The 22464-nt window shown below is 69.5% G+C and carries 18 protein-coding genes and 2 pseudogenes; 9 read left to right on the top strand and 11 right to left on the bottom strand.

The window, feature by feature from the left end:
* Positions 1-10 precede the first annotated feature (10 nt).
* The 9 genes and pseudogenes from puhE (at position 11) to DK389_RS34885 (ending at position 8884) form a co-directional block, all read left to right on the top strand.
* On the top strand, positions 11-835 hold the full coding sequence (gene puhE, locus DK389_RS01015) for a putative photosynthetic complex assembly protein PuhE (RefSeq protein WP_109886927.1): 825 nt from the start codon (positions 11-13) through the stop codon (positions 833-835).
* A 53-nt stretch (positions 836-888) separates the two neighbouring features.
* The gene (hemA, locus tag DK389_RS01010; RefSeq protein WP_109886925.1) at positions 889-2106 is read left to right on the top strand and encodes a 5-aminolevulinate synthase; all 1218 of its coding nucleotides are present in this window, start codon (positions 889-891) and stop codon (positions 2104-2106) included.
* Between the two features lie 182 nt (positions 2107-2288).
* Positions 2289-3257 carry a magnesium chelatase ATPase subunit I gene (gene bchI, locus DK389_RS01005; protein ID WP_236961106.1) on the top strand — a complete coding sequence of 323 codons (969 nt, stop codon included), beginning with the start codon at positions 2289-2291 and terminating at the stop codon, positions 3255-3257.
* A pseudogene (locus DK389_RS01000) lies at positions 3254-5013 on the top strand (magnesium chelatase subunit D). The gene bchI and the pseudogene DK389_RS01000 overlap by 4 nt, the downstream one beginning before the upstream one ends.
* Positions 5010-5993: an alpha/beta fold hydrolase BchO gene (bchO, locus tag DK389_RS00995; protein WP_236960504.1), complete on the top strand. Its 984-nt coding sequence runs from the start codon at positions 5010-5012 to the stop codon at positions 5991-5993. The pseudogene DK389_RS01000 and the gene bchO overlap by 4 nt, the downstream one beginning before the upstream one ends.
* Before the next feature lie 36 nt (positions 5994-6029).
* Positions 6030-7541, top strand: coding sequence for a phytoene desaturase (locus DK389_RS00990; RefSeq protein WP_109886923.1), 1512 nt, complete (start codon positions 6030-6032; stop codon positions 7539-7541).
* Positions 7522-8595, top strand: coding sequence for a phytoene/squalene synthase family protein (locus tag DK389_RS00985; protein ID WP_109886922.1), 1074 nt, complete (start codon positions 7522-7524; stop codon positions 8593-8595). The genes DK389_RS00990 and DK389_RS00985 overlap by 20 nt, the downstream gene beginning before the upstream one ends.
* On the top strand, positions 8592-8753 hold the full coding sequence (locus DK389_RS33315) for a hypothetical protein (RefSeq protein ID WP_194075144.1): 162 nt from the start codon (positions 8592-8594) through the stop codon (positions 8751-8753). Before DK389_RS00985 ends, DK389_RS33315 begins: the two co-directional genes overlap by 4 nt.
* A complete protein-coding gene (locus DK389_RS34885) occupies positions 8750-8884 on the top strand; it encodes a hypothetical protein (protein ID WP_257791926.1) in 135 nt (44 codons plus the stop codon). Before DK389_RS33315 ends, DK389_RS34885 begins: the two co-directional genes overlap by 4 nt.
* Positions 8885-8899: 15 nt before the next feature.
* Here the strand turns inward: DK389_RS34885 and truB are convergent, their stop codons facing one another.
* The 11 genes and pseudogenes from truB to DK389_RS00930 all read right to left on the bottom strand — a co-directional run bounded on the left by truB (position 8900) and on the right by DK389_RS00930 (position 22250).
* Positions 8900-9922 carry a tRNA pseudouridine(55) synthase TruB gene (truB, locus tag DK389_RS00980; protein ID WP_109886920.1) on the bottom strand — a complete coding sequence of 341 codons (1023 nt, stop codon included), beginning with the start codon at positions 9920-9922 and terminating at the stop codon, positions 8900-8902.
* Positions 9923-10031: 109 nt separating this feature from the next.
* Positions 10032-10469, bottom strand: a complete 438-nt coding sequence (rbfA, locus tag DK389_RS00975) for a 30S ribosome-binding factor RbfA (RefSeq protein ID WP_109886919.1) — start codon at positions 10467-10469, stop codon at positions 10032-10034.
* Positions 10470-10678: 209 nt separating this feature from the next.
* Positions 10679-11554, bottom strand: a complete 876-nt coding sequence (locus tag DK389_RS00970) for a hypothetical protein (protein WP_109886917.1) — start codon at positions 11552-11554, stop codon at positions 10679-10681.
* 229 nt (positions 11555-11783) lie between these two features.
* Positions 11784-14704 (bottom strand): annotated as a pseudogene (gene infB / locus DK389_RS00965) (translation initiation factor IF-2).
* Positions 14705-15505, bottom strand: a complete 801-nt coding sequence (locus DK389_RS00960; RefSeq protein WP_109886915.1) for an RNA-binding protein — start codon at positions 15503-15505, stop codon at positions 14705-14707. It abuts the pseudogene before it with no gap.
* A gap of 26 nt (positions 15506-15531) precedes the next feature.
* On the bottom strand, positions 15532-17136 hold the full coding sequence (gene nusA / locus DK389_RS00955; protein ID WP_109886913.1) for a transcription termination factor NusA: 1605 nt from the start codon (positions 17134-17136) through the stop codon (positions 15532-15534).
* A gap of 65 nt (positions 17137-17201) precedes the next feature.
* On the bottom strand, positions 17202-17972 hold the full coding sequence (gene rimP / locus DK389_RS00950) for a ribosome maturation factor RimP (protein ID WP_109886912.1): 771 nt from the start codon (positions 17970-17972) through the stop codon (positions 17202-17204).
* 464 nt (positions 17973-18436) lie between these two features.
* Positions 18437-19231, bottom strand: coding sequence for a hypothetical protein (locus tag DK389_RS31890; RefSeq protein WP_162560436.1), 795 nt, complete (start codon positions 19229-19231; stop codon positions 18437-18439).
* Positions 19232-19277: 46 nt separating this feature from the next.
* A complete protein-coding gene (locus DK389_RS00940; protein ID WP_109886908.1) occupies positions 19278-19682 on the bottom strand; it encodes a hypothetical protein in 405 nt (134 codons plus the stop codon).
* Positions 19683-20287: 605 nt separating this feature from the next.
* Positions 20288-21055 carry a hypothetical protein gene (locus tag DK389_RS00935; protein WP_162560435.1) on the bottom strand — a complete coding sequence of 256 codons (768 nt, stop codon included), beginning with the start codon at positions 21053-21055 and terminating at the stop codon, positions 20288-20290.
* A 160-nt stretch (positions 21056-21215) separates the two neighbouring features.
* Positions 21216-22250, bottom strand: a complete 1035-nt coding sequence (locus DK389_RS00930) for an aspartate-semialdehyde dehydrogenase (protein WP_109886904.1) — start codon at positions 22248-22250, stop codon at positions 21216-21218.
* Positions 22251-22464: the final 214 nt, after the last annotated feature.

Below are 22464 nucleotides of genomic sequence, written 5' to 3'. Positions count from 1 at the left end.
CGGGGGGCCGATGTCGTCCTACGCCGTGCCGGCCCTCTACGCGGTGGCGGTCTGGTGGTTCTCCACCGGGCTGATCATCCTGCTCGACCATCTGCCGCGCCGCACCTTCCCCTGGAGCATGGCGGGGGCGAGCCTCGTCCTCGCCGCCGCGCTCTGGGCGGTCCGGGCGAGCGCGGGGGATGCGAGCGAGGCCGGGGCCTACACGGCGTTCACGGCGGCCCTCCTCGTCTGGGGCTGGCAGGAGATCAGCTACTACATGGGCTTCGTCTCCGGGCCGGCGCCCCGCGCCTGCCCGCCCGGCACGCGCGGGTTCGACCGGTTCCGGGCGGCGGCCGCCGCTAGCCTCTGGCACGAACTCGCGATCGTCGCGGGTGCCGTAGCGATCCTCCTCCTCACGTGGGACGCGCCGAACCGCTTCGCCCTCTGGACCTACCTTATCCTCTGGGGGATGAACCTCTCGGCGCGGCTGAATATGTTCCTCGGCGTGCGCAACCTGAACGCCGAGTTCCTGCCGGACCATCTGAGCTATCTCGGCTGCTACCTCACCAAGAAGCCGATGAATTTGCTGTTCCCGGTTTCGGTGAGCCTCGCCACGATCGTCGTGGCGCTCGTCGGCCGCATCGCCCTCGCCGACGACCTTCCGGCCTTCGAACTCGTCGGCTTCACGATCCTCACGACGCTGACGGCGCTCGCCACGCTGGAGCACTGGTTCCTGATGCTGCCGCTGCCCTCGGCCGCCCTCTGGAACTGGAGCCTGCCGGCGCGGCCGAAGCCGACGTCCCTCGTCATCACCGCACCCGAGCCGGCCGAGATAGGCCATCGGGACGCCGCCTGAACCGAGCGCGAGTGAACGCGCGACGAAGACCACCAGGGAAGGGGAGCCCCGCGATGGATTATGACGCCTTCTTCGCCACCGAGCTGAACGGCCTCCACCGCGAGGGACGCTACCGGGTCTTCACCGACCTCGAGCGGGAGGCCGGGCGCTTTCCCCACGCTGTCCACCATCACCCGGCCGGTACGCGTCCCGTCACCGTCTGGTGCTCGAACGATTATCTGGGCATGGGCCAGCATCCGAAGGTGCTCGCCGCCATGCATGAGGCCCTCGACCGCTGCGGAGCGGGGGCGGGCGGCACCCGCAACATCTCGGGCACCAACCATTACCACGTGCTTCTGGAGCAGGAGCTCGCCGACCTCCACGACAAGGAAGCGGCACTCCTGTTCACTTCGGGCTACGTCTCGAACTGGGCGGCTTTGGGCACGCTCGCCGGCAAGTTGCCCGGCTGCGTCGTGTTCTCCGACGAGGGCAACCACGCCTCGATGATCGAGGGCATCCGCGCGAGCCGGGCCGAACGCCAGATCTTCCGCCACAACGACCCCGCCGATCTCGACCGCAAGCTCCGGCTCGTCGACCCCGGCCGGCCGAAGCTCGTCGCCTTCGAATCGGTCTACTCGATGGACGGTGACATCGCTCCGATCGCCGAGATCTGCGACGTGGCCGAGGCGCACGGCGCGCTGACCTACCTCGACGAGGTGCACGCGGTGGGCCTCTACGGCGCACGGGGCGGCGGCATCTCGGAGCGGCAGGGCCTCGCCCACCGGCTCGACGTGATCGAGGGCACGCTCGGCAAGGCCTTCGCCGTCCATGGCGGCTACATCACCGGCTCGGCCAAGCTCTGCGACTTCGTGCGCAGCTTCGCCTCGGGCTTCATCTTCACCACCTCGCTGCCGCCGGCTGTGGCGGCGGGCGCGGCGGCGAGCATCCGCCACCTTAAGCAGAGCAGCGCCGAGCGGGCGCGGCACCAGGACCGGGTCCGGCGGGTGCGCACCTGCCTCGACGAGGCCGGCATTCCCTACCTGTCGAACGGGAGCCATATCGTGCCGGTGATGGTCTGCGACCCCGTGCTCTGCAAGGCGATCAGCGACGCGCTGCTCGACGAGTTCGGCATCTACGTGCAGCCCATCAATTACCCGACCGTGCCGCGCGGCACCGAGCGTCTGCGCATCACGCCCTCGCCGCTCCACACCGACGCGGACATCGACCATCTGGTCGGCGCCCTCGCGACGATCTGGCGGCGCATCGGCCTCGAGAAGGTGGCAGCGGAGTAGGGCGCATGACCCTCGACGAGCGATCCGCGGCGATGACCTCCAACGAGCCCGAGCCAGGGGAAGGCGCCGACGCGCCCTCTCACGCCGAGCCGGCGGCCCGCAGAGCGGCATCGCGTCCTCAGGCCTCGATCCCGGAGGCGGCGCCCGTCTTTCCCTTCTCGGCGATCGTCGGGCAGGACGAGATGAAGCGCGCCCTGCTCATCGCGGCGGTGGACCCGAGCGTCGGCGGGGTGTTGGCGCTGGGCGACCGGGGTACCGGCAAATCGACCGCGATCCGGGCGCTCGCCGCGCTGCTGCCGCCGATGAAGGCTGTGGCGGGCTGCCCCTATTCCTGCGATCCGGCCTCCGCGGCCTCCGCCTGCCCCCATTGCGCCGGTGGTGGCCTCCGCCAGGCGAGGCCGGTGCCGGTACCCGTCGTCGATCTGCCGCTCGGCGCCACCGAGGACCGGGTCGTCGGCGCCCTCGATCTGGAGCGGGCGCTGGCGGCCGGCATCAAGGCGTTCGAGCCGGGACTGCTCGCCCGGGCGAATCGCGGCTTCCTCTACATCGACGAGGTGAACCTCCTTGAGGATCACCTCGTGGACCTGCTCCTCGACGTGGCGGCCTCGGGCGTCAACACGGTGGAGCGCGAGGGTTTGAGCCTGCGACACCCGGCCCGTTTCGTGCTCGTTGGCAGCGGCAACCCCGAGGAGGGCGAGTTGCGGCCCCAGCTCCTCGACCGCTTCGGCCTCGCCGTCGAGGTGACGACGCCGACCGACATCCCGACGCGGATCGAGGTGGTGCGTCGCCGCGACGCCTTCGAGCGCGACCCCGGCGGCTTCGCCGCGGCGCACGCCGGGGCCGAGAAGGCTCTGCGACGGCGGCTCAATGCGGCCCGCAACCGGCTCGCGGACGTCACGGTCCCGGACGCAATGCTTGAGACCGCGGCCCGCCTCTGCCTCGCCCTCGGCACGGATGGCCTGCGCGGCGAGCTGACCCTGATGCGCGCCGCCCGGGCCTTGGCCGCCTTCGACGGGATGGACCAAGTCGGGCTCGACCAGATCCGCAGCGTCGCGCCCTCCGCCCTGCGCCACCGGCTGCGCCGCAATCCCCTCGACGAGGCGGGCTCGACGGCCCGCGTCGCCCGCGCCGTCGCCGAGGTGTTGGCGTGAGCGCGCCGCCCGAGCCGGAGCCTGGCCGGGCGGCCTGGGAGACCGCCCTGCGGGTCGCGAGGCTGCTCGCCGCCGATCCGCATGGCTGCGGCGGCGTTCGGCTGCGGGCGCGGCCGGGCCCCGTGCGCGACGCCTGGCTCGCTGCCCTGTCCGCCGCGCTCGCGCCCGGGCGTCCGGTCCGCCGGATGCCGGCCGGCATCGCCGACGATCGCCTCCTCGGCGGGCTCGATCTGCCGGCGACGCTCGCCACGGGCCGGCCGGTGCTTCAGCGGGGGCTGCTGGCCGAGGCGGATGGCGGCCTGCTCATCGTGCCGATGGCCGAGCGCCTCGACGCGGGCATTGCCGCGCGCCTCGCATCCTGCCTCGATACCGGCATCGTCGCGGTGACGCGGGACGGTCTCGCTGCGCGGCTGCCCGCCCGCATCGCCCTCGTCCTGCTCGACGAGGGGGACGACGAGGAGACGCCGCCCGCCGCTCTTCTCGAACGCCTCGCCTTCCGGCTCGATCTCGACGGTGTCAGCCTGCGCGACGTCGCGGCGGGCCCGAGGACTCGGGATGCGGTTCCGATGTCCGAAGCCCGCCCCCACTCCCGTTCCGGCGCGGAGAAGGGCGTTCGATCCGGCGACGGCGCGAATCTGATCGAGAGCCTCTGCTTCACCGCCTGCACCTTCGGCGTTGCCTCGCTCCGGGGACCGATCCTGGCCCTGCGCGTCGCCCGCATCGCGGCCGCGCTGGACGGTGCGGGCGAGCCGGGGGAGGCTCACGCGGTCGAGGCCGCCGCACTCGTGCTGGCTCCGCGCGCGACGCGCCTGCCCGAGCCGCAGGCCGAGGCGGCCGATCGACCGGAGCCGGGTTCGACCGACGCGCCCACGGACCGCGACGGCGCCGCCGACCGGCCGCTCGACGACGTCGTCCTCGCGGCGATCCGCGCCGCGATCCCGCCCGGCCTCCTCGCGCTCCTCGCATGCGAACGCGTGCGGAGCGCCAAGGCCGGCAAGGCCGGCGCTCCCGCAGCCTCGGCGCGTTCGGGCCGGCCCGTGAGCAGCCGGCCCGGCGATCCGCGCCGCGCGCGGCTCGACCTCGTGGCGACGCTTCGCGCGGCCGCACCCTGGCAGCGGCTGCGGGCATCCTCCGCGGCAGGGCGGATCATGATCCGCACCGACGATCTGCGCATCACCCGCTACCGCCAGCGCAGCGAGACCACGACGATCTTCGCCGTCGACGCCTCGGGCTCCTCCGCCATCGAGCGCCTCGCGGAGGCGAAGGGCGCCGTCGAGGGCCTGCTCGCCGAATCCTACGCCCGGCGCGACCGGGTCGCCCTCGTCGCCTTCCGCGGCGCGGGCGCCGACATTATCCTGCCGCCGACGCGCTCCCTCGTGCGTGCGAAGCGCGGGCTCGCGGGGCTTCCCGGGGCGGGGGGACGCCGCTGGCGGCCGGGCTCGACGCTGCGCTCGCCCTGGCACTCGCCGTTCGCCGGGCGGGTGGCACGCCCCTCGTCGTCTTGCTGACCGATGGTCGCGCGAACATCGCCCGTTCGGGCGTGTCGGGTCGGGCGCAGGCGGCGGAAGATGCGCTCGCGGCCGCCCGCGCGTTCCGCGGGGAAGGCCTGCCGGCTCTTCTCATCGACACCGCGTTCCGCCCTCAGGACCCGGCCCGGCGCCTCGCGGAGGCAATGGCGGCGCGCTACCTGCCCCTGCCACAGGCCGACGCCACCCGCCTCGGGGCCGCGGTGCGGGCGGCGGCGCCCGCCCGATGAACAGCGTGAGCCTCGCCATGGTCTCCTACCGGGAGGACCGTCCGCGCTGGGAAGAGGAGGGCCGCGACTGGCCGCACCGGGGCGCGAGCCGCTTCGTGACGGCCTCCGGCCTCTCCTGGCACCTCCAGGAAATGGGGCCGGCGGGGGCGCCCCAACTTCTCCTCGTTCACGGAACCGGGGCCGCGACTCATTCCTGGCGCGGGCTGATGCCGCGCCTCGCGGAGCGCTTTCGCGTGATCGCGCCAGACCTCCCCGGCCACGGCTTCACGGATCCACTGCCGGACCGACGCCTGTCGCTGCCCGGCATGGCTGGGGCGCTCACCGACCTCGTTCGGGCGCTAGGCAGTGACCCCGCTGTGGTCGTCGGCCACTCGGCCGGAGCCGCGATCCTCGCCCGGGCCTGCCTCGACGGCGGGTTCGCGCCCCGGCTCCTGGTGGCGCTGAACGGTGCGCTCAAGCCGTTCCCGGGCATGGCGGGCCTCGTCTTTCCCGGCATGGCGCGGATGCTGTTCCTCAACCCGGTCACGTCCCGCATCTTCGCGTGGTCGGTCGATCGCGCCGCGGTCGAGCGGCTGATCCGCGGCACCGGCTCCCGCCTCGATGGACAGGGCCTCGATCTCTACCGCCGCCTGTTCCGCAAGCCCGCGCACATCGCCGGCGCCCTCGGCATGATGGCGAACTGGAACCTCGACGCCCTCGATCGCGATCTCGCCGGCCTCGGGCTCCGCACGCTGCTCGTCGTCGGCGGCGAAGATCGCGCCATCCTGCCCGAGACGGCCTTTGCCGTGCGTGATCGCCTGCCCGATGCGCGGGTGGAGCTGCTGCGCGGCCTCGGCCACCTCGCACACGAGGAGGCGCCGGAGCGCGTCGCCGACACGATCCTGCGCGAGGCCGCGGTTGTCGGCATCCTGCCGCCGGAACATCCGCGGAATCGACGTCGAACCGCGACAGGACCCGCCTTGCCAGGGAAACACGACTGACCGTACTGTCCAATGATGTTGACGATTGATCAGTCAATGGAGATCGACAGTCTCGGCGAGGGGCCGAGACCCCGCGCCGTCGTCATCGGCAGCGGATTCGGCGGGCTCGCGGCCGCCATCCGGCTCGGAGCGCGAGGCTACCGGGTGACCGTCCTGGAGCGGCTAGACCAGCTCGGCGGTCGGGCCCGCGTCCACTGGCAGGACGGCTTCACCTTCGATGCGGGGCCGACCATCGTCACCGCGCCCTTCCTGTTCGAAGAACTCTGGGCGCTCTGCGGGCGGCGGATGTCGGACGATGTCCACCTCGTGCCGATGCTGCCCTTCTACCGGATCCGGTTCGAGGATGGCGCCACTTTCGAATACAGCGGCGACGAGGCCGCGATGCGGGCCGAGGTCGCACGCTTCTCGCGAGCCGACGTGCCGGGCTACGAGCGCTTCATGGCGCGCAGCCGCGAGATCTGCCGGATTGGCTTCGAGGAACTCGGCCATGTCCCCTTCGGCAGCATCCGGGACATGCTGCGCATCGCCCCGGACCTGTTGCGCCTCGGCGGCCATCGCAGCGTCTACCGGGAGGTCTCGCGGCATATCAGCGACGAGCGGCTGCGGACGATCTTCAGCTTCCACCCGCTGCTGATCGGCGGAAGCCCGTTCCGCGCGAGCGCGATCTACTGCCTGATCGCGCATCTCGAGCGGCGCTGGGGCGTCCATTTCGCGATGGGGGGCACGGGCCGCCTCGTCGACGGCCTCGCCGGCCTGATCCGGGGGCAAGGCGGGGCCCTGCGTACCGGTGCGGACGTGGCGGATATCCGCGTCGACGAGGGGCGGGCCGTCGGCGTCACGCTCACCACAGGCGAGCGGATCCCGGCCGACATCGTGGTCTCGAACGCCGACTCGGCCTTCACCTACCGACGCCTGCTGCCGCGCAAGGCGCGCCGGCGCTGGAGCGACGCCCGCATCGACGCGACGCATTCGTCGATGGGCCTGTTCGTCTGGTATTTCGGGACAAAGCGAAAATATCCCGACCTCGCCCATCACACGATCCTGATGGGGCCGCGCTACCGCGAGCTCATCGCCGACATCTTCGGGCGGAAGCGCCTCGCCGACGATTTCAGCCTCTACCTGCATCGGCCAACCGCGACGGATCCGATGCTGGCGCCACCCGGTCACGACGCCTTCTACGTCCTCTCGCCGGTGCCGAACCTCGCCGGCGGGCAGGATTGGGGGATTTGCGCCGAAGCTTACCGGCGGCGCATCGCCGCCTATCTCGAGGCGAGCCTGATGCCCGGCCTGTCAGAGGCAATCGTGACCTCAAAGGTGACGACGCCGCAGGATTTCGCCGACGATTTCCTCAGCTTCCGCGGCTCCGGCTTCGGCCTGGAGCCGGTGCTGAAGCAATCGGCGTGGTTCCGTCCGCACAACGCGTCCGAGGACGTGCGCAACCTTTTCCTCGTCGGGGCAGGCACCCATCCGGGCGCCGGGCTTCCCGGCGTGTTGTCCTCGGCCAGAATTCTCGATCGGGTGGTGCCGGATGCGCGCGTCTTCGCCTGACTTCGCCGAGCGGCCGCCCGCGCCCTTCGCCAGTGGGCGCGATCACGCGGCCTGCCGGGCTGCGATCCGCCAGGGCTCCCGCAGCTTTCACGCCGCCTCGCTCCTGCTGCCGCCGGGCACCCGTCGGGCGGCCTACGGACTCTACGCCTTCTGCCGCCACTCGGACGATGCGGTGGACGAAGCGCGGGCCGGCACCTCGGCCGCCGCGGTCGTCCGGCTCCAGGCTCGCCTCGCGCGGGCCTACGCGGGCGATCCGGCCGACAGCCCGGCCGACCGGGCGCTCGCCGACATCCTCGCCGCCTACGCCATCCCGCGGACGCTGCCCGAGGCGCTCCTCGACGGCTTGGCCTGGGATGCGCGGGGACGCCGCTACGAGACCCTGTCGGACCTCTGCGCCTACGCGGCGCGCGTCGCGGGCTCGGTCGGCGCGATGATGACCCTGATCATGGGCGTCCGCGATCCCGAGATCCTGGCGCGGGCCTGCGACCTGGGTGTGGCGATGCAGCTCACCAACATCGCCCGCGACGTCGGCGAGGATGCGCGGGCGGGCCGGCTCTACCTGCCCCTGCGCTGGCTCGCCGAGGAGGGCATCGAGCCGGACGCCTTCCTGGCGAAGCCCGAGGCGAGCCCGGCCATCGGCCGGCTCGTCGCGCGCCTCCTCGACGCGGCGGAGCTTCTCTACGCGCGCTCGGAGTCGGGGATCCGCGGCCTGCCGCCCGGTTGCCGCCCCGCGATCCGCGCAGCGCGGCTGATCTACGCGGAGATCGGCCGGGAGATCGAGCGGGCGGGACACGATTCGGTCAGCCGCCGCGCCCGCGTTCCCGGGCGCCGCAAGGCCGCGCTCCTCGCGCGCGCCGCCCTGCCGCGTGCGACCGTCCCCGCGCCGGCGCCCTGCCTGCCCGAGACCGCCTTCCTGGTCGCCGCCGTGTCGGCGGTCCCGGCGCCCACGGCGGTGCCCGGCTGGTGGGATCTCGGTGGGAAGGTCGTGCGCGTGCTCGACATGATCGAGATCCTGCGCGAGCGGGAGGCGCTGGCGCGCGAGAGCGCTCCGTGAGCGATCCGCTCTTCGCGGTCTTCGACATCGGCCTCGTCTTCGCGCTCGCCATCGGTGCGGCGATTTGGCAGCTCGCACGCCTCAAGCGCAGCATACGCCGGGACCGCGAAGCCGCGGCGCGGCAGCGCGCCGAATCCGGGCAGGAGGGCGCGCCATGATCGCGGCGACCGCCCTGGAACTCCTGCTGATCGCCCTGGCGGTGTGGCAGCTCGTCGTCGTCCGCCGCGGCATCCGGGCCGACCGGGCGCAGGCGAAGGCGGAGAAGCCGGACGACATCGCGGCCGGCTAAGGGAGGGCGCCGCGCCTATCGCCCGCCGACGCCGCCGAGGTGAAACACCCGATGCGGCACCAGTTCGCCTCGCTCGACGTCGCCGACCGCAACGAGGATGCCGCCGCAGGTGGCGAAGATCTTGCCCTCCGTGGGTGCGTCCCGCCCGCGCAGGATCACCGGCTGACCGCGCATCAGCCGCAGAGCCATGTCGCGCGAGATCGTCACCGAGGGGATCGCGTCGAGGGCGGTCTCGACCGGGCGCAGATGCGGCGCGTTGCCTTCCGGGCCGCCCGCCTCCAGGGCGGCGACGTTGCACGATTCGCCCTCGGAGAAAGGTCCGACGCGCGTGCGGCGAAGCGCGGCGACGTGGCCGTAGCAGCCGAGCATGCGGCCGAGGTCGCGGGCGAGCGCCCGCACATAGGTGCCCTTGCCGCACTCGGCCGCGATCACCGTGTGCCCATCCGCGTGCTCGACCACCGACAGATGATCGATCTGGACTGGCCGAGCGACGAGCTCGACCACCTCGCCGTCGCGGGCGAGATCGTAGGCGCGCTCGCCCGCGATCTTGATGGCTGAGAAGCGCGGCGGAACCTGCTCGATCGCCCCGATGAAGTTGGGCAGCGCCGCCTCGACGGCCTCGCGGGTCGGACGTTCCTCGCTGGTCGCGACGGGGCGTCCCTCCGCGTCGTCCGTGTCGGTCTCCACGCCCCAGGCCACGGTGAAGCGGTAAGCTTTGCGCCCGTCCATGACGAAGGGAACCGTCTTCGTCGCCTCGCCGAGGGCGATCGGCAGGATGCCCGAGGCCAGGGGGTCGAGCGTGCCGGCATGGCCCGCCTTCTTGGCGTTGAAGGCGCGCTTCACCACCGCGACGGCGTGCGTCGAGGTCATGCCGACGCCCTTGTCGAGGATCACCCATCCGCTGACGTCGCGCTTCTTCGGGCGGTCGGGCCTCGGCCCGCTGCGGGGCGGACGGCGCCCGTCGAGGGGACGGCGCTCGCTCGGGCGCATCGTCTCGGGCGCGGGGTTCTGGCGCTCGATGGGCGGAACGTCGGTCATGAGATCCTCGGTCGATGACGGTTCGGCCGCTCGGGCTCCGGAGTTGAACCGGGCCTCGCCGCGCCGTCCAGCGTTTCGGGTCGGATAAGTTCGGTCGGGCGCGCCGGGATCAATGCCCGGGATCAGGCTCGGGTTCGCCGTCGGACCCTTCTTGTGGTCCCGTGTCGAGGTCCCGCTGCACCTTATCGCTGCGCAGAAGCGCGTCGATTCGGGCGGCCTCGTCGAAGGTTTCGTCGCGGCGGAACCGGAGTTCGGGCGCGTATTTGAGGTTCACCCGCCGGGCGACTTCCTGGCGCAGGATCTTCCGGTTGCGCTCCAGCGCCGCAATGACCGGCGCCTCGTCCTGGCCGCCGAGCGGCATGACGTAGGCGGTGGCGAGCTTGAGGTCCGGCGACATGCGGACCTCCGGCACGGTAACCACGTGCGTGCCGAGCACAGGATCCTGGATGTCGCCGCGCTGAAGCACCTCGGCAAGGGCGTGCCGCACCAGTTCCGCCACGCGCTGCTGGCGCTGAGAGGGACCGGCGCTCTGCTGTTTCTGGGCCATCGAGACGTCTAACGCAGTTCGGGCGGCAAACGCTGCAACGGGCGAAAGAACCCTCTTCCCGCCGCGCGCTCCCCTGGGGAGCCGCGCGGCCGGGACAGGCCCCACCACCTGCCGAGCATCGCCGGAGCATGGATCGCGAACGCCCGCGACGGCGGCCCGAACGATCGGGGCGCAGTCAGCGAAGCGGGTGCCGCGTGAAGGCGCTTCCTTTAGCGCAAATACTCGTTCGGGATATAGGCCTGTGTCGCCCGTTTCGCCGTCGCCGGGGTGCGGGAGGGGTGATCGTGGATATGCGCCGCGAACATGCGATCGATCCAGCCTGCATTCTTGAAGACCCGCTTCGAGCGCAGGACGTTGAACGGGGCGATCTTGCGAAGGGGGCGGGCCTCGTTGAACTCCGCGACCGCGAGAAGCTCGCCGTTCCAGGGATTCGCCCCGTCCATGCTCACGTCGTCGAGGTAGACGGGGACGAGCGGCAGATATTGCTCGGGCCGGCCGTCGAGGACAGTCAGCACCTTCACGGCCGACGAATAGTAATCGACGTCGACCGAGACGAAGCCGACCGGCGCCTCGGGCGAGACCGAGGCCAGGAAGTCGGGGATCGTGGTCTCGGCGTCGCCGATGACGAGGCGGCACCGGCCGGGAAGCGCCCGGCGCAGGGCCTCGAAATCCATCGGGAAGTCGCCCTCCTGGAAATATTCCGGCATGTCGCGATAATCGATCGCGGGCGGCATGCCGCGGCCCGTGTCGAAACCCACGACATCGATGGCGACTCCGGTCGCGGCCTCGGTGCGCCGGGCGAGCTCGCACATGTTGAGGAGGCCCGCCCCCGCCGCCACGCCGAACTCCAGCACCGTGATGCGCGGGAGGCCGCGCCTCCTCGCCTGCTCGGCGGCGAACAGGATCGGAAACGCATATTGCTGGCGCACCATCAGGTCGAATGCGACCTTGGCCCGGAACGAGCCGAACAGCGCGACGCCCAGCGAGATCGCGTTCAGGTGCAGCGGCTCGGTCAGGCGCTCCACGAATATCTTGCGGTACTTGCCGTCCGAGAGTGCACGACGGATCACGTAGGAATTCAGCATCGCCCCGCGCCCTCGCAGCCCGTCGGCCGCCTCATCTTGGGTGTATCAATCTAGACAGACGCTATTCGGTGCCCCTGCACCTGAACAGGCCGGAGCCCGGCCCTGAACGGACGAATCGAGCGTCAACCTTAAGGATCGGTCCGGCGCCGTACGCAGACGGTCTCGACATGAAAAAGGGGCGCGGCCTACGAAGGCCACGCCCCTGTCACTCCGCCGAGAAAGCGCCGCATCAGAGCGTGCGGCGGATCTCCTCGACGCGATAGCACTCGATCATGTCGCCCGCCCGCATGTTCTCGAAATTCTCGAAGGCCATGCCGCATTCCTGGCCCGACGTGACTTCCTTCGCGTCGTCCTTGAAGCGCTTCAGGGTCTTCAGCTTGCCCTCGTGGATCACGACATTGTCGCGGATCAGGCGAACATGGGCGCCGCGCTCCACGACACCATCCTGGACGCGGCAGCCGGCGACCTTGCCGACCTTCGAGACCTCGAAGACCTCTTGGATCAGCGCCTCGCCTAGGCGCTCCTCGCGGAGCGTCGGCGGGAGCATGCCGGACATCGTGGCTTTGATGTCGTCCACGAGGTCATAGATGATGTTGTAGTAGCGGATCTCAGTGCCCGCCCGCTCGGCCGCCTCGCGTGCTTCCTTGTGGGCGCGCACGTTGAAGCCGATGACGACGGCCTTCGAGGCCTGCGACAGGGTGATGTCGGACTCGGTGATGCCGCCAACACCGGCAAGCAGGATCCGCGCCGAGACCTCATCGTTGCCGAGCTTCTCCAGCGCGCCGGAGATGGCCTCGACCGAGCCCTGAACGTCGCCCTTGATGATGATCGGCAGCTCCTTGCGGCCGGCACCTTCCTTGAGGTCGCGCATCATGTCGACGAGCGAGCGGTTGGCGCCGCCGGTACGGGCCGCGAGCCGCTCACGCTTGATGCGGGCGCGGTACTCGGTGACCTCTCGGGCGCGGGCCTCGTTTGCCACGACGATGACGCGGTCGCCTGCGTCGGGCGTGCCGTTGAAGCCGAGAACCTCGACCGGCACCGAAGGGCCGGCATACTGGATGTTCTCGCCCTTGTCGTCGATGAGCGCCCGCACTCGGCCCCATTCCGCTCCGGCGACGACGATGTCGCCGGTGAACAGGGTTCCGCGCTGCACCAGCACGGTGGCGACGGGGCCGCGCCCGCGATCAAGCTGGGCCTCGATGACCGTGCCCTCGCCGTCGCGCTTCTCGTTGGCGCGCAGGTTCATGATCTCGGCCTGAAGCTGCAGACCTTCGAGGAGATCGGGCAGGCCGTCGCCGGTCTTGGCCGAAACCTCGAATTCCAGCGTCTCGCCGCCCATCGACTCGACTTGGATGTCGTGCTGCAGAAGCTCGGTGCGGACCCGCTGCGGGTTCGCGTCGGCCTTGTCGATCTTGTTGATCGCGATGATCATAGGAACAGCCGCCGCCTTGGCGTGCTGGATCGCCTCGACGGTCTGGGGCATCACGCCGTCATCGGCCGCCACCACGATCACGACGATGTCCGTCACCTTGGCGCCTCGGGCGCGCATGGAGGTGAAGGCCGCGTGGCCGGGGGTGTCGATGAAGGTGATGAGGTCGCCGGACGGCGCCGCCACCTGGTAGGCACCGATGTGCTGGGTGATGCCGCCGGCCTCGCCCGAGACGACGTTCGCCTTGCGGATCGCGTCGAGGAGCGAGGTCTTGCCGTGGTCGACGTGGCCCATGATGGTCACGACCGGGGGACGCGGATCGAGATCCTCCTCGAAATCCGGCTCGTCGGAGGTGAGACCCTCCTCGACGTCCGACTCGGCAACGCGGCGCACCGTGTGGCCGAGTTCCTCGGCGATCAGCTGGGCGGTGTCCGAATCGATCACGTCAGTGATCTTGTGGATCTGGCCCTGCTTCATCAGCAAGCGGATCACGTCCACCGCCCGCTCCGACATGCGGTTGGCGAGTTCTTGGATCGTGATCGTCTCCGGGATCGTCACCTCGCGGGCGATCTTCTCCTTCTGCTCCACGTGCCGGTGGCCGCTCATGCGCTGCTGACGGCGGCGGAACGAGGCGACGGAGCGCGTGCGCTCCTCCTCGCCAGCGGTGGCGTTGGCGATCGTCAGGCGGCCGCGGTTGCGGTCGCCACCCGGCGAGCGGGGCGTCTTCGGCGGGGTGATGATCTTGAGCGGCATGCCGGGCCGCCGGATCACGCGCTTGGTGTCTCCCTCCTCCTCGGCCGCGACAGCGGGCCGGCCGGCCGGGCGAGCGGCCGCGGCCGCACCCGCGGGACGGGCGGCGGTGGTGGGCGTTGCGGATTTCTCCGGCTCCGGCGCCGGGGCCGGCTTCGCCATGAAGCTGAGATCGCGCGGCTTGCGCACGTCGGCCGTGATCGTCCGGCGCGGCTCGCCGGCCGGCGGACGCGGGGTGATCGGCGCTCGAACGGGCGTCGCCGTGGCCGGGCGCGCCGATGGCACCGGCCGAGCCGACGGGGCGGCCGGTCGTGCGGCGGGAGCGGGCGCGGCGGGGCGCTGGGTCGCGGGGCAGCGCTCTGCGCGGCGGTCGGTGCCGGCTGAGCGGGCGCGGCCTGAACCGGAGCGACCGGAGCGGGCGTGGGAGCAGGCGCGCGCGCCGTCTCGGTGTCGGTTCGGCGCAGGGCCTCTTCCGTTGCGCGACGGCGGAGTTCCTCCTCCTGGCGGCGGCGGCTCTCCTCGTCGCGCTTGCGCTGCTCGGCGGCTTCGCGCTCGCGCTGCTCGGCCTCCTCGCGCTCGCGGCGATGGCGTGCCTCGTCCTCGGCCTGGCGGCGCACATCCTGCTCGCGGCGCTGCGCATCGGCCAGCGCGGCGGCGCGGGCGTCGCGCTCCTGCTCGCTCAGCGTCCGCAGGACCACGCCGGACGACGAGCGCTGCGCAGCGGCAGGACGCGCGGGTGCGGCCGGTGCCGGCGCGGCGGGTCGGCTGGCGGGTGCGGCCTCGCGTGGGGCTGCCGTGCCGGGTGCCGCGCCGATCACCCGGCGCTTCACCGTCTCGACCACGACCTGCTTCGAGCGGCCGTGGGAGAAGCTCTGACGGACGGTGCCCTGCTCGATCGGACGCTTCAAGGACAGCGGCTTCGAGGGTGCTTTCGTCAGAGTCTTGTCTCCCGGATTGTTCGTATCGCTCATTCAGCCCAAACCCTGAGGGTTTCCATCGTCCCGTCCACCGGCAACCGTCCCGGTACCGGCCAGATCCGTCACATCGTCGTCAGGCAGATCGGAGCCGATCTCGCCGTCGCAGGCGGGACCGGTCCCCTCAGTCGTCGTGGCAACACCCGCGAAGGAGCGGTACCGACGCCAACGCGCCAGGCAGCCGGAAGCACCGACTCCTGCGACGAGCGCAGCGTGTATCACATGATCCCGACCCAAGGCCATGTCCAATTCGACGCCGGACAGGTCATCGATGATCGGTACACGGGATATGGCATCGCCATGCCGCCGGTGCAATGCCGCGGCGATCTTTCGGCGTCCGTCGGCGCTCGCGTCGGAGGCATGGATGACCGCCGCCACACCGGCCCGGTCGCCGATCGCGGCTTCGACCTTGGCGAATCCGGCAACCACGCAGCCCGCCTTATTGGCAAGGGCAAGCCCCTGCCGCAGATCCTCGCGGAGCCCCGCCGCGACCCGGCCGGCGAGATCCTCGCCCGCATCGGCGCCCTTGGCCTTAAAGGCGCGCTGGAACAGGCGGCGGCGCGCCGCCTCGGCAACCACCTCGCTCCGCGCGCTCACCCAGGCGCCGCGGCCGGGCAGGCGCGCACGCAGATCCGGCACCACCGTGCCGTCCGGCCCTAGCACGAAGCGGATCATCTCCGCGGGCTCTTGCGTCGCGCGCGTGACGATGCACGTCCGCTCCGCCCCGCGCCGGCCCGTCAGGGGACCGGCGTCGAGATCGGTGACGGAGGGTTCATCGGCCTCGCGCGCGGTCGTCATTCGGAGCCTGCCTTTCTCGGCTCGCCTCAGGCCTCGGCCTCGGCGGGCTCCTCGCCCTCGGCAGGCTCCTCAGGCTCGGGCAACGCCTCGATCCAGCCGGCCTTGAGACGGGCCGCCATGATCATGGCCTCGGCCTCGGCGCGGGACACGTCGAACCCGTCGAGGTAGCCGGCGTGGCGAACTGCATCCGGGCCGCGCCCCTCGGTGTAGCCGACGAGGTCGTCGGTGGCGCAGCCCGCCAGATCCTCGACCGTCTTCACCTCGTTCTCGCCGAGCGCAACGAGCATCGGCGTGGTGATGCCCTCGATCTCCCGAACCTCATCCTCGACGCCGAGTTCCTGGCGGCGCGCATCGTACTCGGACTCGACCCGGGCGAGGTAATCCTGGGCGCGAGCCTGGATCTCGGTGCCCGTCTCCTCGTCGAGGCCCTGGATGTTGGCGAGTTCCTGCGGCTCGACGTAGGCGACTTCCTCGACGTTGCGGAAGCCTTCCGCCGCGAGAAGCTGGCCCACCGTCTCGTCGACGTCGAGCGCCTCCATGAAGACCTGGGTCCGCTCGGCGAACTCCTTCTGGCGGCGCTCCGATTCCTCGGCCTCGGTGAGGATGTCGATGTCCCAGCCCGTGAGCTGCGAGGCGAGGCGCACGTTCTGGCCGCGGCGGCCGATGGCGAGCGAGAGCTGGTCGTCCGGCACCACGACCTCGATGCGGTCGGCCTCCTCGTCGAGAACGACCTTGACGACTTCCGCCGGCTGCAATGCGTTGACGATGAAGGTCGCTTGGTCCTCGGACCACGGGATGATGTCGATCTTCTCGCCCTGAAGCTCGCCGACCACCGCCTGCACGCGGGAGCCCCGCATGCCGACGCAGGCGCCGACCGGGTCGATCGAGCCGTCCCGCGAGATGACGGCGATCTTGGCCCGCGAACCGGGATCGCGCGCCACCGCCTTCACCTCGACGATGCCGTCATAGATCTCGGGCACCTCCTGGCCGAACAGCTTGGCCATGAATTGCGGGTGCGAGCGCGAGAGGAAGATCTGCGGCCCGCGCACCTCGCGGCGCACGTCGAACAGGTAGGAGCGGATGCGGTCGCCGGGCCGGAACGTCTCGCGCGGGATCATCTCGTCGCGGCGCACGATGCCCTCGCCGCGGCCGAGATCGACGATCACGTTGCCGTACTCGACGCGCTTGACGAGGCCGTTCACGACCTCGCCGATGCGGTCCTTGTACTCCTCGTACTGGCGGTCGCGCTCGGCGTCGCGGACCTTCTGGACGATGACCTGCTTGGCCGACTGGGCGGCGACCCGCCCGAAATCGAAGGGCGGCAGCGTGTCGGATATCACGTCACCCACCTGAGCCGCCGGGTTGTAGCGGCGGGCTTGGTCGAGGGTGATCTCGCGGGCGTCGTTCTCGACGAGCTCCACCACGAGAAGGTGGCGGGAGAGGCGAAGCGCCCCCGTCTTCGCGTCGATCTCGGCATGGACGTCGGTCTCGGCGCCGTAGCGGGAACGGGCGGCCTTGGCGATGGCCTCCTCCATCGCCTCGATGACGATCTGGCGGTCGATCACCTTCTCGCGGGCGACCGCATCGGCGATCTGCAGGAGTTCGAGCCTGTTGGCGCTGACGACGGCCATCGGAATCGTTCCTTCTCTCACAATCTTTTCACGGCCCCACCGGCTGCGGCAGGGCAGGGGCTTCTTCAGTGGAGCTTGCCGGAATCCTTCAGACGCACGGCCTTGGTGACGGCGGATTTCGCCTTCTCCTTCTGCTCCGGCGTCTTGGGCTGCGGAGCCTTCTTCGCCTTGCCGGGCTTCGCTTCCTTCAGCTTCGGCCGTTGCGGTGCGGGCACGAGGCGCACCGCATGCGGCGCGTCCGCCTCGACCTGATCCGGCTCCAGATCCTCGTCCTCGTCGTCCTGCGGCGGAGCGGAGCCGCGGCGGAGAGACTCGCGGATCAGATCGTCGGTGAGAACGAGATGGGCCTCGGCGAGGTCACGCAGGGGCACATCGATCCGGCTCGGCAGGCCCTCCTTCACGTCCGGCAGGTCGACCGGCACGGTCCGCCCGTCCGGGCTCGGGGTGTCGATGATGCCGCGGAAGCGCTTGCGGCCGTCGAGCGGCACGGCGAGCTCGATCTTGGCCTCGTAGCCCACCCAGCGGACGAAGTCGGAGACGCGCACCAGCGGCCGGTCGATGCCGGGCGAGGAGATCTCCAGATGGTAGGGCCGTCCGACCGGATCGTCGAGATCGAGGATCGGCGAGAGGGCCCGGCTCACCGCCTCGCAATCCTCCACGGTCATCGACCCGTCCGGCCGCTCGGCCATGATCTGGACCGTGCATCCGTTCGTGCCCGAGACCTTCACCCGCACGAGCTGGTAGCCGAGCCCTTCGATCGGGCCCTCGACCACCTGGGCGACGCGCAGGGCGACGCCGTTCTCGCTGACCAGACGCTTCTCGGGGGCTTCCGCCATGCGCTCAAGGCTCCGACGTGACCGGCCGGGTCGCGCGTTGCGGCAATAAAAAAGAGCGGGCCCGGTGGGGCCCACTCCCGAACCGCAGCCTCACGACTGCAACCAGAACTGATGCGACTGAGATAGCGCCGGGAGCGCCGGGATTCAAGCCAATTTCTCGCGACCTGAACGCTCGCTTCGAACAGGGAGGGAGCGAGGCGAGCGGATCGTCACCCGATTTCGAGGTGGGAAGGGCGCCGTGTACAATTCGGCTCGATCGCGGTGCCGCGCACGGTTTCCGGCTCTCGGCTATGGAGGAGCAGCCCGATGGCCGCCCGCTGGCCGACGGGCAGGCGCGCGCTTGATCAAGTCTGTCCATGCAGGGCTAGGCCAGGTGCGAAGCGGACGACTCCGCCTCGACAGGCAGCCTCGCCGGCACCTGCCGGATCCAGCTGTGTTCGCATCACGGACGTCAGGTGTCGCAATCAGGCCTCATCAGCCCAGATCTTGCGCGGCGTGATCCTGATCATCGACTCGAGCCGCGCCACCATATCCTCGGAGACGGGCGACATGGCTTCGCCGCCCCGTTCCAAGGGAAACGGTGTCGGCTCCCAGATCTGCTCGATGCCCAAGCGCGTAATGTTCTCGGATTCCCAGGCGAAAAGCGTCTTGGCGAGACCGGTGCGATTCTCGGAAAGCAAATCATCCCGCAGCAATGCGAGCATGCTTAATTCCTTATTGAAGCCTCGGATTGCAGCTTTTCTCTCTCTGTAAATATAATTCAAGTAATTTTGACATTGACCCCACACAACATTGAATTGTCTTGTTGCCTCCGACAAATTTCCAACAGCGATATCGAGAATCAGATCGTTGATCGGCGTATGGTTTGGCCCCCACATGTGGTACCGCCTCTGAAGCGCGACATAGTTTTCAAGCGTTGCGACCTTTCGAAAGAACCGCAGAACCTCCAACTCGATCATCGCTCTCAGCGGCTTCTCCATGTCGAAATCTGACCAGCACCACCCCTTCCCAACCTGACGACGATAGAGTCTTTCCTTAACTCGTCCGAAATCGGGGAATGCGTGATGCGGTTCGATCAGATCCGTGATGTGCCAGGAGGGGACCGGCACGTCCGGATGCGAGCATCGATCGACCGTCATGCGGCAGGCCCAGTGCCGAATCGGTGTGAGCCAGATCGTGATCCGGTCGAGTTGCACGACGTCGCGGTTTCTCTTCAAGATCGGGAGAAAGAGCTGTCGGACTTGCTTCTTGGTCGTCATGCATTCTGGTCCAACCGGGACATGGCGGGCTCGCGGGACGTGCCGGTCAGAATTCACGCTCAAGGGGGAAGGGCGTCGGCGCCCAGTACGGCTCGATCGCGGTGCCCCGCACGTTCTCCGCTTCCCACCGGTGGAGGATTCGCGCCAGAGAGGCCCAGTCGTCAGCCATGAGAGGCTCGCCGATCTCGCAATAGCGATCGTACAGGACCTGATCCCGTGGGTCGTGCATGACCTCCCCTTTGCAATACAGGTGGCCGCGTTCCCGCCAGAGGTCGCGCGCGGCATCAAGCTCCCCGAGTGCCACGGCGGTAACGAGGTGCCACCGCCAGCCACGGGTCAGGTCCGTCGGCTGGTGGCCGCGCAGGAAGGCGAGCGCCTTCTCCCAACTGTCGAGCGGACGGAGCATCGGCAACACGCTCTCCTCCACAGCCTGCCGGAAGCCGCCCGGCATGGCCGGATCGTCCCAATCCCATGCAACGAAATCCTCGCCTTTCGGACCGGTTCGCCGCAAGAATCTCTGGCCGCAGCACCCGTAGGATCGGGCCGGCCTCGCTTCGGGTGCGTAAAGTTCGGTCAGTTTTCAGCTCAGATAGAACCGTCGTGCGCATGAGGATCGATCAAACCGGATGGTGCGCCCGACATGGTCGATCGGCTCCAGCCAAATCACGCGACCCTTGATCAGGATCAAATCAGAGCTTCGATCGAGCAAATCCTTCGAAAGGCACTTGATCTGTTTTATTTTCGTCATGTCCGAGGTCTCACCTGCACGATGATGATCTGCTGAACGTGGGGATAGCGTTTCTTCACAATGGCTGCGATCCAGAGGGCGCGTGAAGCGGAGAGCCCGCGCGATCCCGTCTTATGGTCATAGACGCACACCGTATTGTTCTTAGTATTTTCAAGTACATCCAAGCTTATATATCGGCGATCACCGTAATCAGCCTCTTTCCGATTATCTTCTAACGAAATTTCTGCAACGGAATCAGGATCATTTCGCAAATTTATTGCGCCAGCTATTTCGAAGTACAGGGCATTTCCAAAATTCTGCGGCGTGAGTTACGGCTTCGACTGCCTCAGTTGAGCAGCGACCTGGTCGGCAAGAGCCGAGACTTCGCCTGCTCGCGGACAGGCGACCTCAAGCTCCGATCGCGTCAACGGCCTCACCCACACCAACGGAGCGTTCTCAAGGCTTCCGTCTTGCGCGTACCTTTTGGCGGATAGACCGAGGGCCGGCCCGAAGCGGCCTCTACGCGCTGAAAGAACAGTCGCGAGGAGTGCTGCCAACTCGACCGTCGTCGTGACGACCAGCGGCAACGCAGGCAGGAAAGCGGGCTGAACGCTCGCGAGGGGCTCCACGCCCGTTCCGGTGAAGCGCGAACGGGACAGGATCTCGCCGGTCGCCCCATCCCGGATGGTTTGCGTGTCGCCGGACGTCTCGAAGACCCGGCTCTCGCCGTCCGGCGCGGTGACCGTGTGCTCCTCGTCACCCGCGCGCGGACCCGCGTAAATCCGGATCGTGAGAACCTCGGACCCGTCCTCGAGCACCGTGCGCTCGCGGCTACGGCCGTCCTCGCCTGCCTCATCCTGCAATGCGAGGGAGGTCCAGCGGCCCGGCCCCACGAGCGCGGGATCGACATCACCCTCGCCCGCGCCGCCGCCCTCCGAGACCCACCGGCCGCCATCCGGCTGACCGGGCGGCGCGCGCGGCTGATCGGGACTGTATTTGCGGGCGAGGCTCCGCGAGAGACGGATGAGCTTCGTCTCGACCAACAGTCCCGCCAACACCTGGCGGATACGGCTGAGTTCGCTGTCGCGCGGCGTCAATCCCGACATCTCGACGACCTAAGTTCGTGTTTTGTTCTTAAATCGGTACAGATTCCTAGGTCTGTTGTCACATCACGTGCATATGACAGCGCGAACGGAAAGCGCCGCCCCGCTCATGCGGGACGGCGCTTTCCGAACCGAGGACGGGCGCGTCGGCAGCTCAGGCTGCGTGCTTCGCCTTGTTCAGGAGCTTGCGGTTGATCAGCACCTCGGCGATCTGCACGGCGTTCAGCGCCGCGCCTTTCCGCAGGTTGTCCGAGACGCACCAGAAGGCGAGCCCGTTCTCCACCGTCGCGTCCTCGCGGATGCGGGAGACGTAGGTGGCATCCTCGCCGGCCGCTTCGTGGGGCGTGATGTAGCCGCCGGGCTCGCGCTTATCGACCACGAGGACGCCCGGCGCCGCGCGCAGGATCTCGGTGGCCTGCTCGGGCGACAGGGGACGCTCGAACTCGACGTTCACCGATTCCGCGTGCCCGATGAAGACCGGCACGCGCACGGCGGTGGCCGTGAGCTTGATCTTCGGGTCGAGCATCTTCTTGGTCTCGGCGACCATCTTCCACTCTTCCTTCGTGTAGCCATCCTCCATGAACACGTCGATGTGGGGGATGACGTTGAAGGCGATGCGCTTGGTGAACTTCTCGACCTTGACCTCGCCCGCCGTGAAGACCGAGCGGGTCTGGTTGAAGAGCTCGTCCATGGCGTCCTTGCCAGCGCCGGAGACCGACTGATAGGTCGAGACGACGACGCGCTTGATCGTTGCCGCGTCGTGCAGCGGCTTGAGCGCCACCACGAGTTGCGCTGTCGAGCAGTTCGGGTTGGCGATGATGTTCTTCTTGGTGAAGCCCACGACCGCGTCGGCGTTCACCTCGGGCACGATCAGCGGCACGTCGGAATCGTAGCGGAAGGCCGAGGAATTATCGATCACGACGCAGCCCTGCTGACCGATGCGGGGCGACCACTCCTTGGAGGCCTCGCCGCCGGCCGACATCAGGCAGATGTCCGTGTCCGAGAAATCGTAGGTGTCGAGGGCTTTGACCTTGAGAATCTTGTCGCCGAACGAGACGTCCTGCCCCTGGCTCCGGCGCGAGGCCAGTGCCACGACCTCGTCGGCCGGGAAGGCGCGCTCGGCCAGGATGTCGAGCATCTCGCGGCCCACGTTCCCCGTGGCACCGACGACGGCGACCTTGTAACCCATCACTCCCACTCCGCTTGAAACCCTCGACCCGCGACCGCGCGGCTCGTCCTGCCGCGGTCCGGTTGCCCCGCCCGATCCGGGGCCCTCGCGCCGCCGTCCGGCGGCCCTCAAGGCATGTCCGCGGCGCATCTTTCGTCCGCGAGCGGCCGTCCGTCCCCCGCCGCGCCTCTCGTGCGAGGTGGGGCCTCCGGCCGGCGAGAGCAAGACTCCGCGC

The sequence above is a fragment of the Methylobacterium durans genome (assembly GCF_003173715.1).
Taxonomy (GTDB): domain Bacteria; phylum Pseudomonadota; class Alphaproteobacteria; order Rhizobiales; family Beijerinckiaceae; genus Methylobacterium; species Methylobacterium durans.
The sequence above is the reverse complement of the archived record's forward strand: the minus strand, read 5'-3'. Positions and strand labels throughout refer to the sequence as shown.

What these genes read in the sequence shown, in the direction of transcription:
- puhE (WP_109886927.1), top strand. Translation starts at nt 11, where the DNA reads ATGTCGTCCTACGCCGTGCCGGCCCTCTACGCGGTGGCGGTCTGGTGG.
- hemA (WP_109886925.1), top strand. Translation starts at nt 889, where the DNA reads ATGGATTATGACGCCTTCTTCGCCACCGAGCTGAACGGCCTCCACCGC.
- bchI (WP_236961106.1), top strand. Translation starts at nt 2,289, where the DNA reads ATGAAGCGCGCCCTGCTCATCGCGGCGGTGGACCCGAGCGTCGGCGGG.
- bchO (WP_236960504.1), top strand. Translation starts at nt 5,010, where the DNA reads ATGAACAGCGTGAGCCTCGCCATGGTCTCCTACCGGGAGGACCGTCCG.
- DK389_RS00990 (WP_109886923.1), top strand. Translation starts at nt 6,030, where the DNA reads ATGGAGATCGACAGTCTCGGCGAGGGGCCGAGACCCCGCGCCGTCGTC.
- DK389_RS00985 (WP_109886922.1), top strand. Translation starts at nt 7,522, where the DNA reads ATGCGCGCGTCTTCGCCTGACTTCGCCGAGCGGCCGCCCGCGCCCTTC.
- DK389_RS34885 (WP_257791926.1), top strand. Translation starts at nt 8,750, where the DNA reads ATGATCGCGGCGACCGCCCTGGAACTCCTGCTGATCGCCCTGGCGGTG.
- truB (WP_109886920.1), bottom strand. Translation starts at nt 9,922, where the DNA reads ATGACCGACGTTCCGCCCATCGAGCGCCAGAACCCCGCGCCCGAGACG.
- rbfA (WP_109886919.1), bottom strand. Translation starts at nt 10,469, where the DNA reads ATGGCCCAGAAACAGCAGAGCGCCGGTCCCTCTCAGCGCCAGCAGCGC.
- DK389_RS00970 (WP_109886917.1), bottom strand. Translation starts at nt 11,554, where the DNA reads ATGCTGAATTCCTACGTGATCCGTCGTGCACTCTCGGACGGCAAGTAC.
- DK389_RS00960 (WP_109886915.1), bottom strand. Translation starts at nt 15,505, where the DNA reads ATGACGACCGCGCGCGAGGCCGATGAACCCTCCGTCACCGATCTCGAC.
- nusA (WP_109886913.1), bottom strand. Translation starts at nt 17,136, where the DNA reads ATGGCCGTCGTCAGCGCCAACAGGCTCGAACTCCTGCAGATCGCCGAT.
- rimP (WP_109886912.1), bottom strand. Translation starts at nt 17,972, where the DNA reads ATGGCGGAAGCCCCCGAGAAGCGTCTGGTCAGCGAGAACGGCGTCGCC.
- DK389_RS31890 (WP_162560436.1), bottom strand. Translation starts at nt 19,231, where the DNA reads ATGACGACCAAGAAGCAAGTCCGACAGCTCTTTCTCCCGATCTTGAAG.
- DK389_RS00940 (WP_109886908.1), bottom strand. Translation starts at nt 19,682, where the DNA reads ATGCCGGGCGGCTTCCGGCAGGCTGTGGAGGAGAGCGTGTTGCCGATG.
- DK389_RS00930 (WP_109886904.1), bottom strand. Translation starts at nt 22,250, where the DNA reads ATGGGTTACAAGGTCGCCGTCGTCGGTGCCACGGGGAACGTGGGCCGC.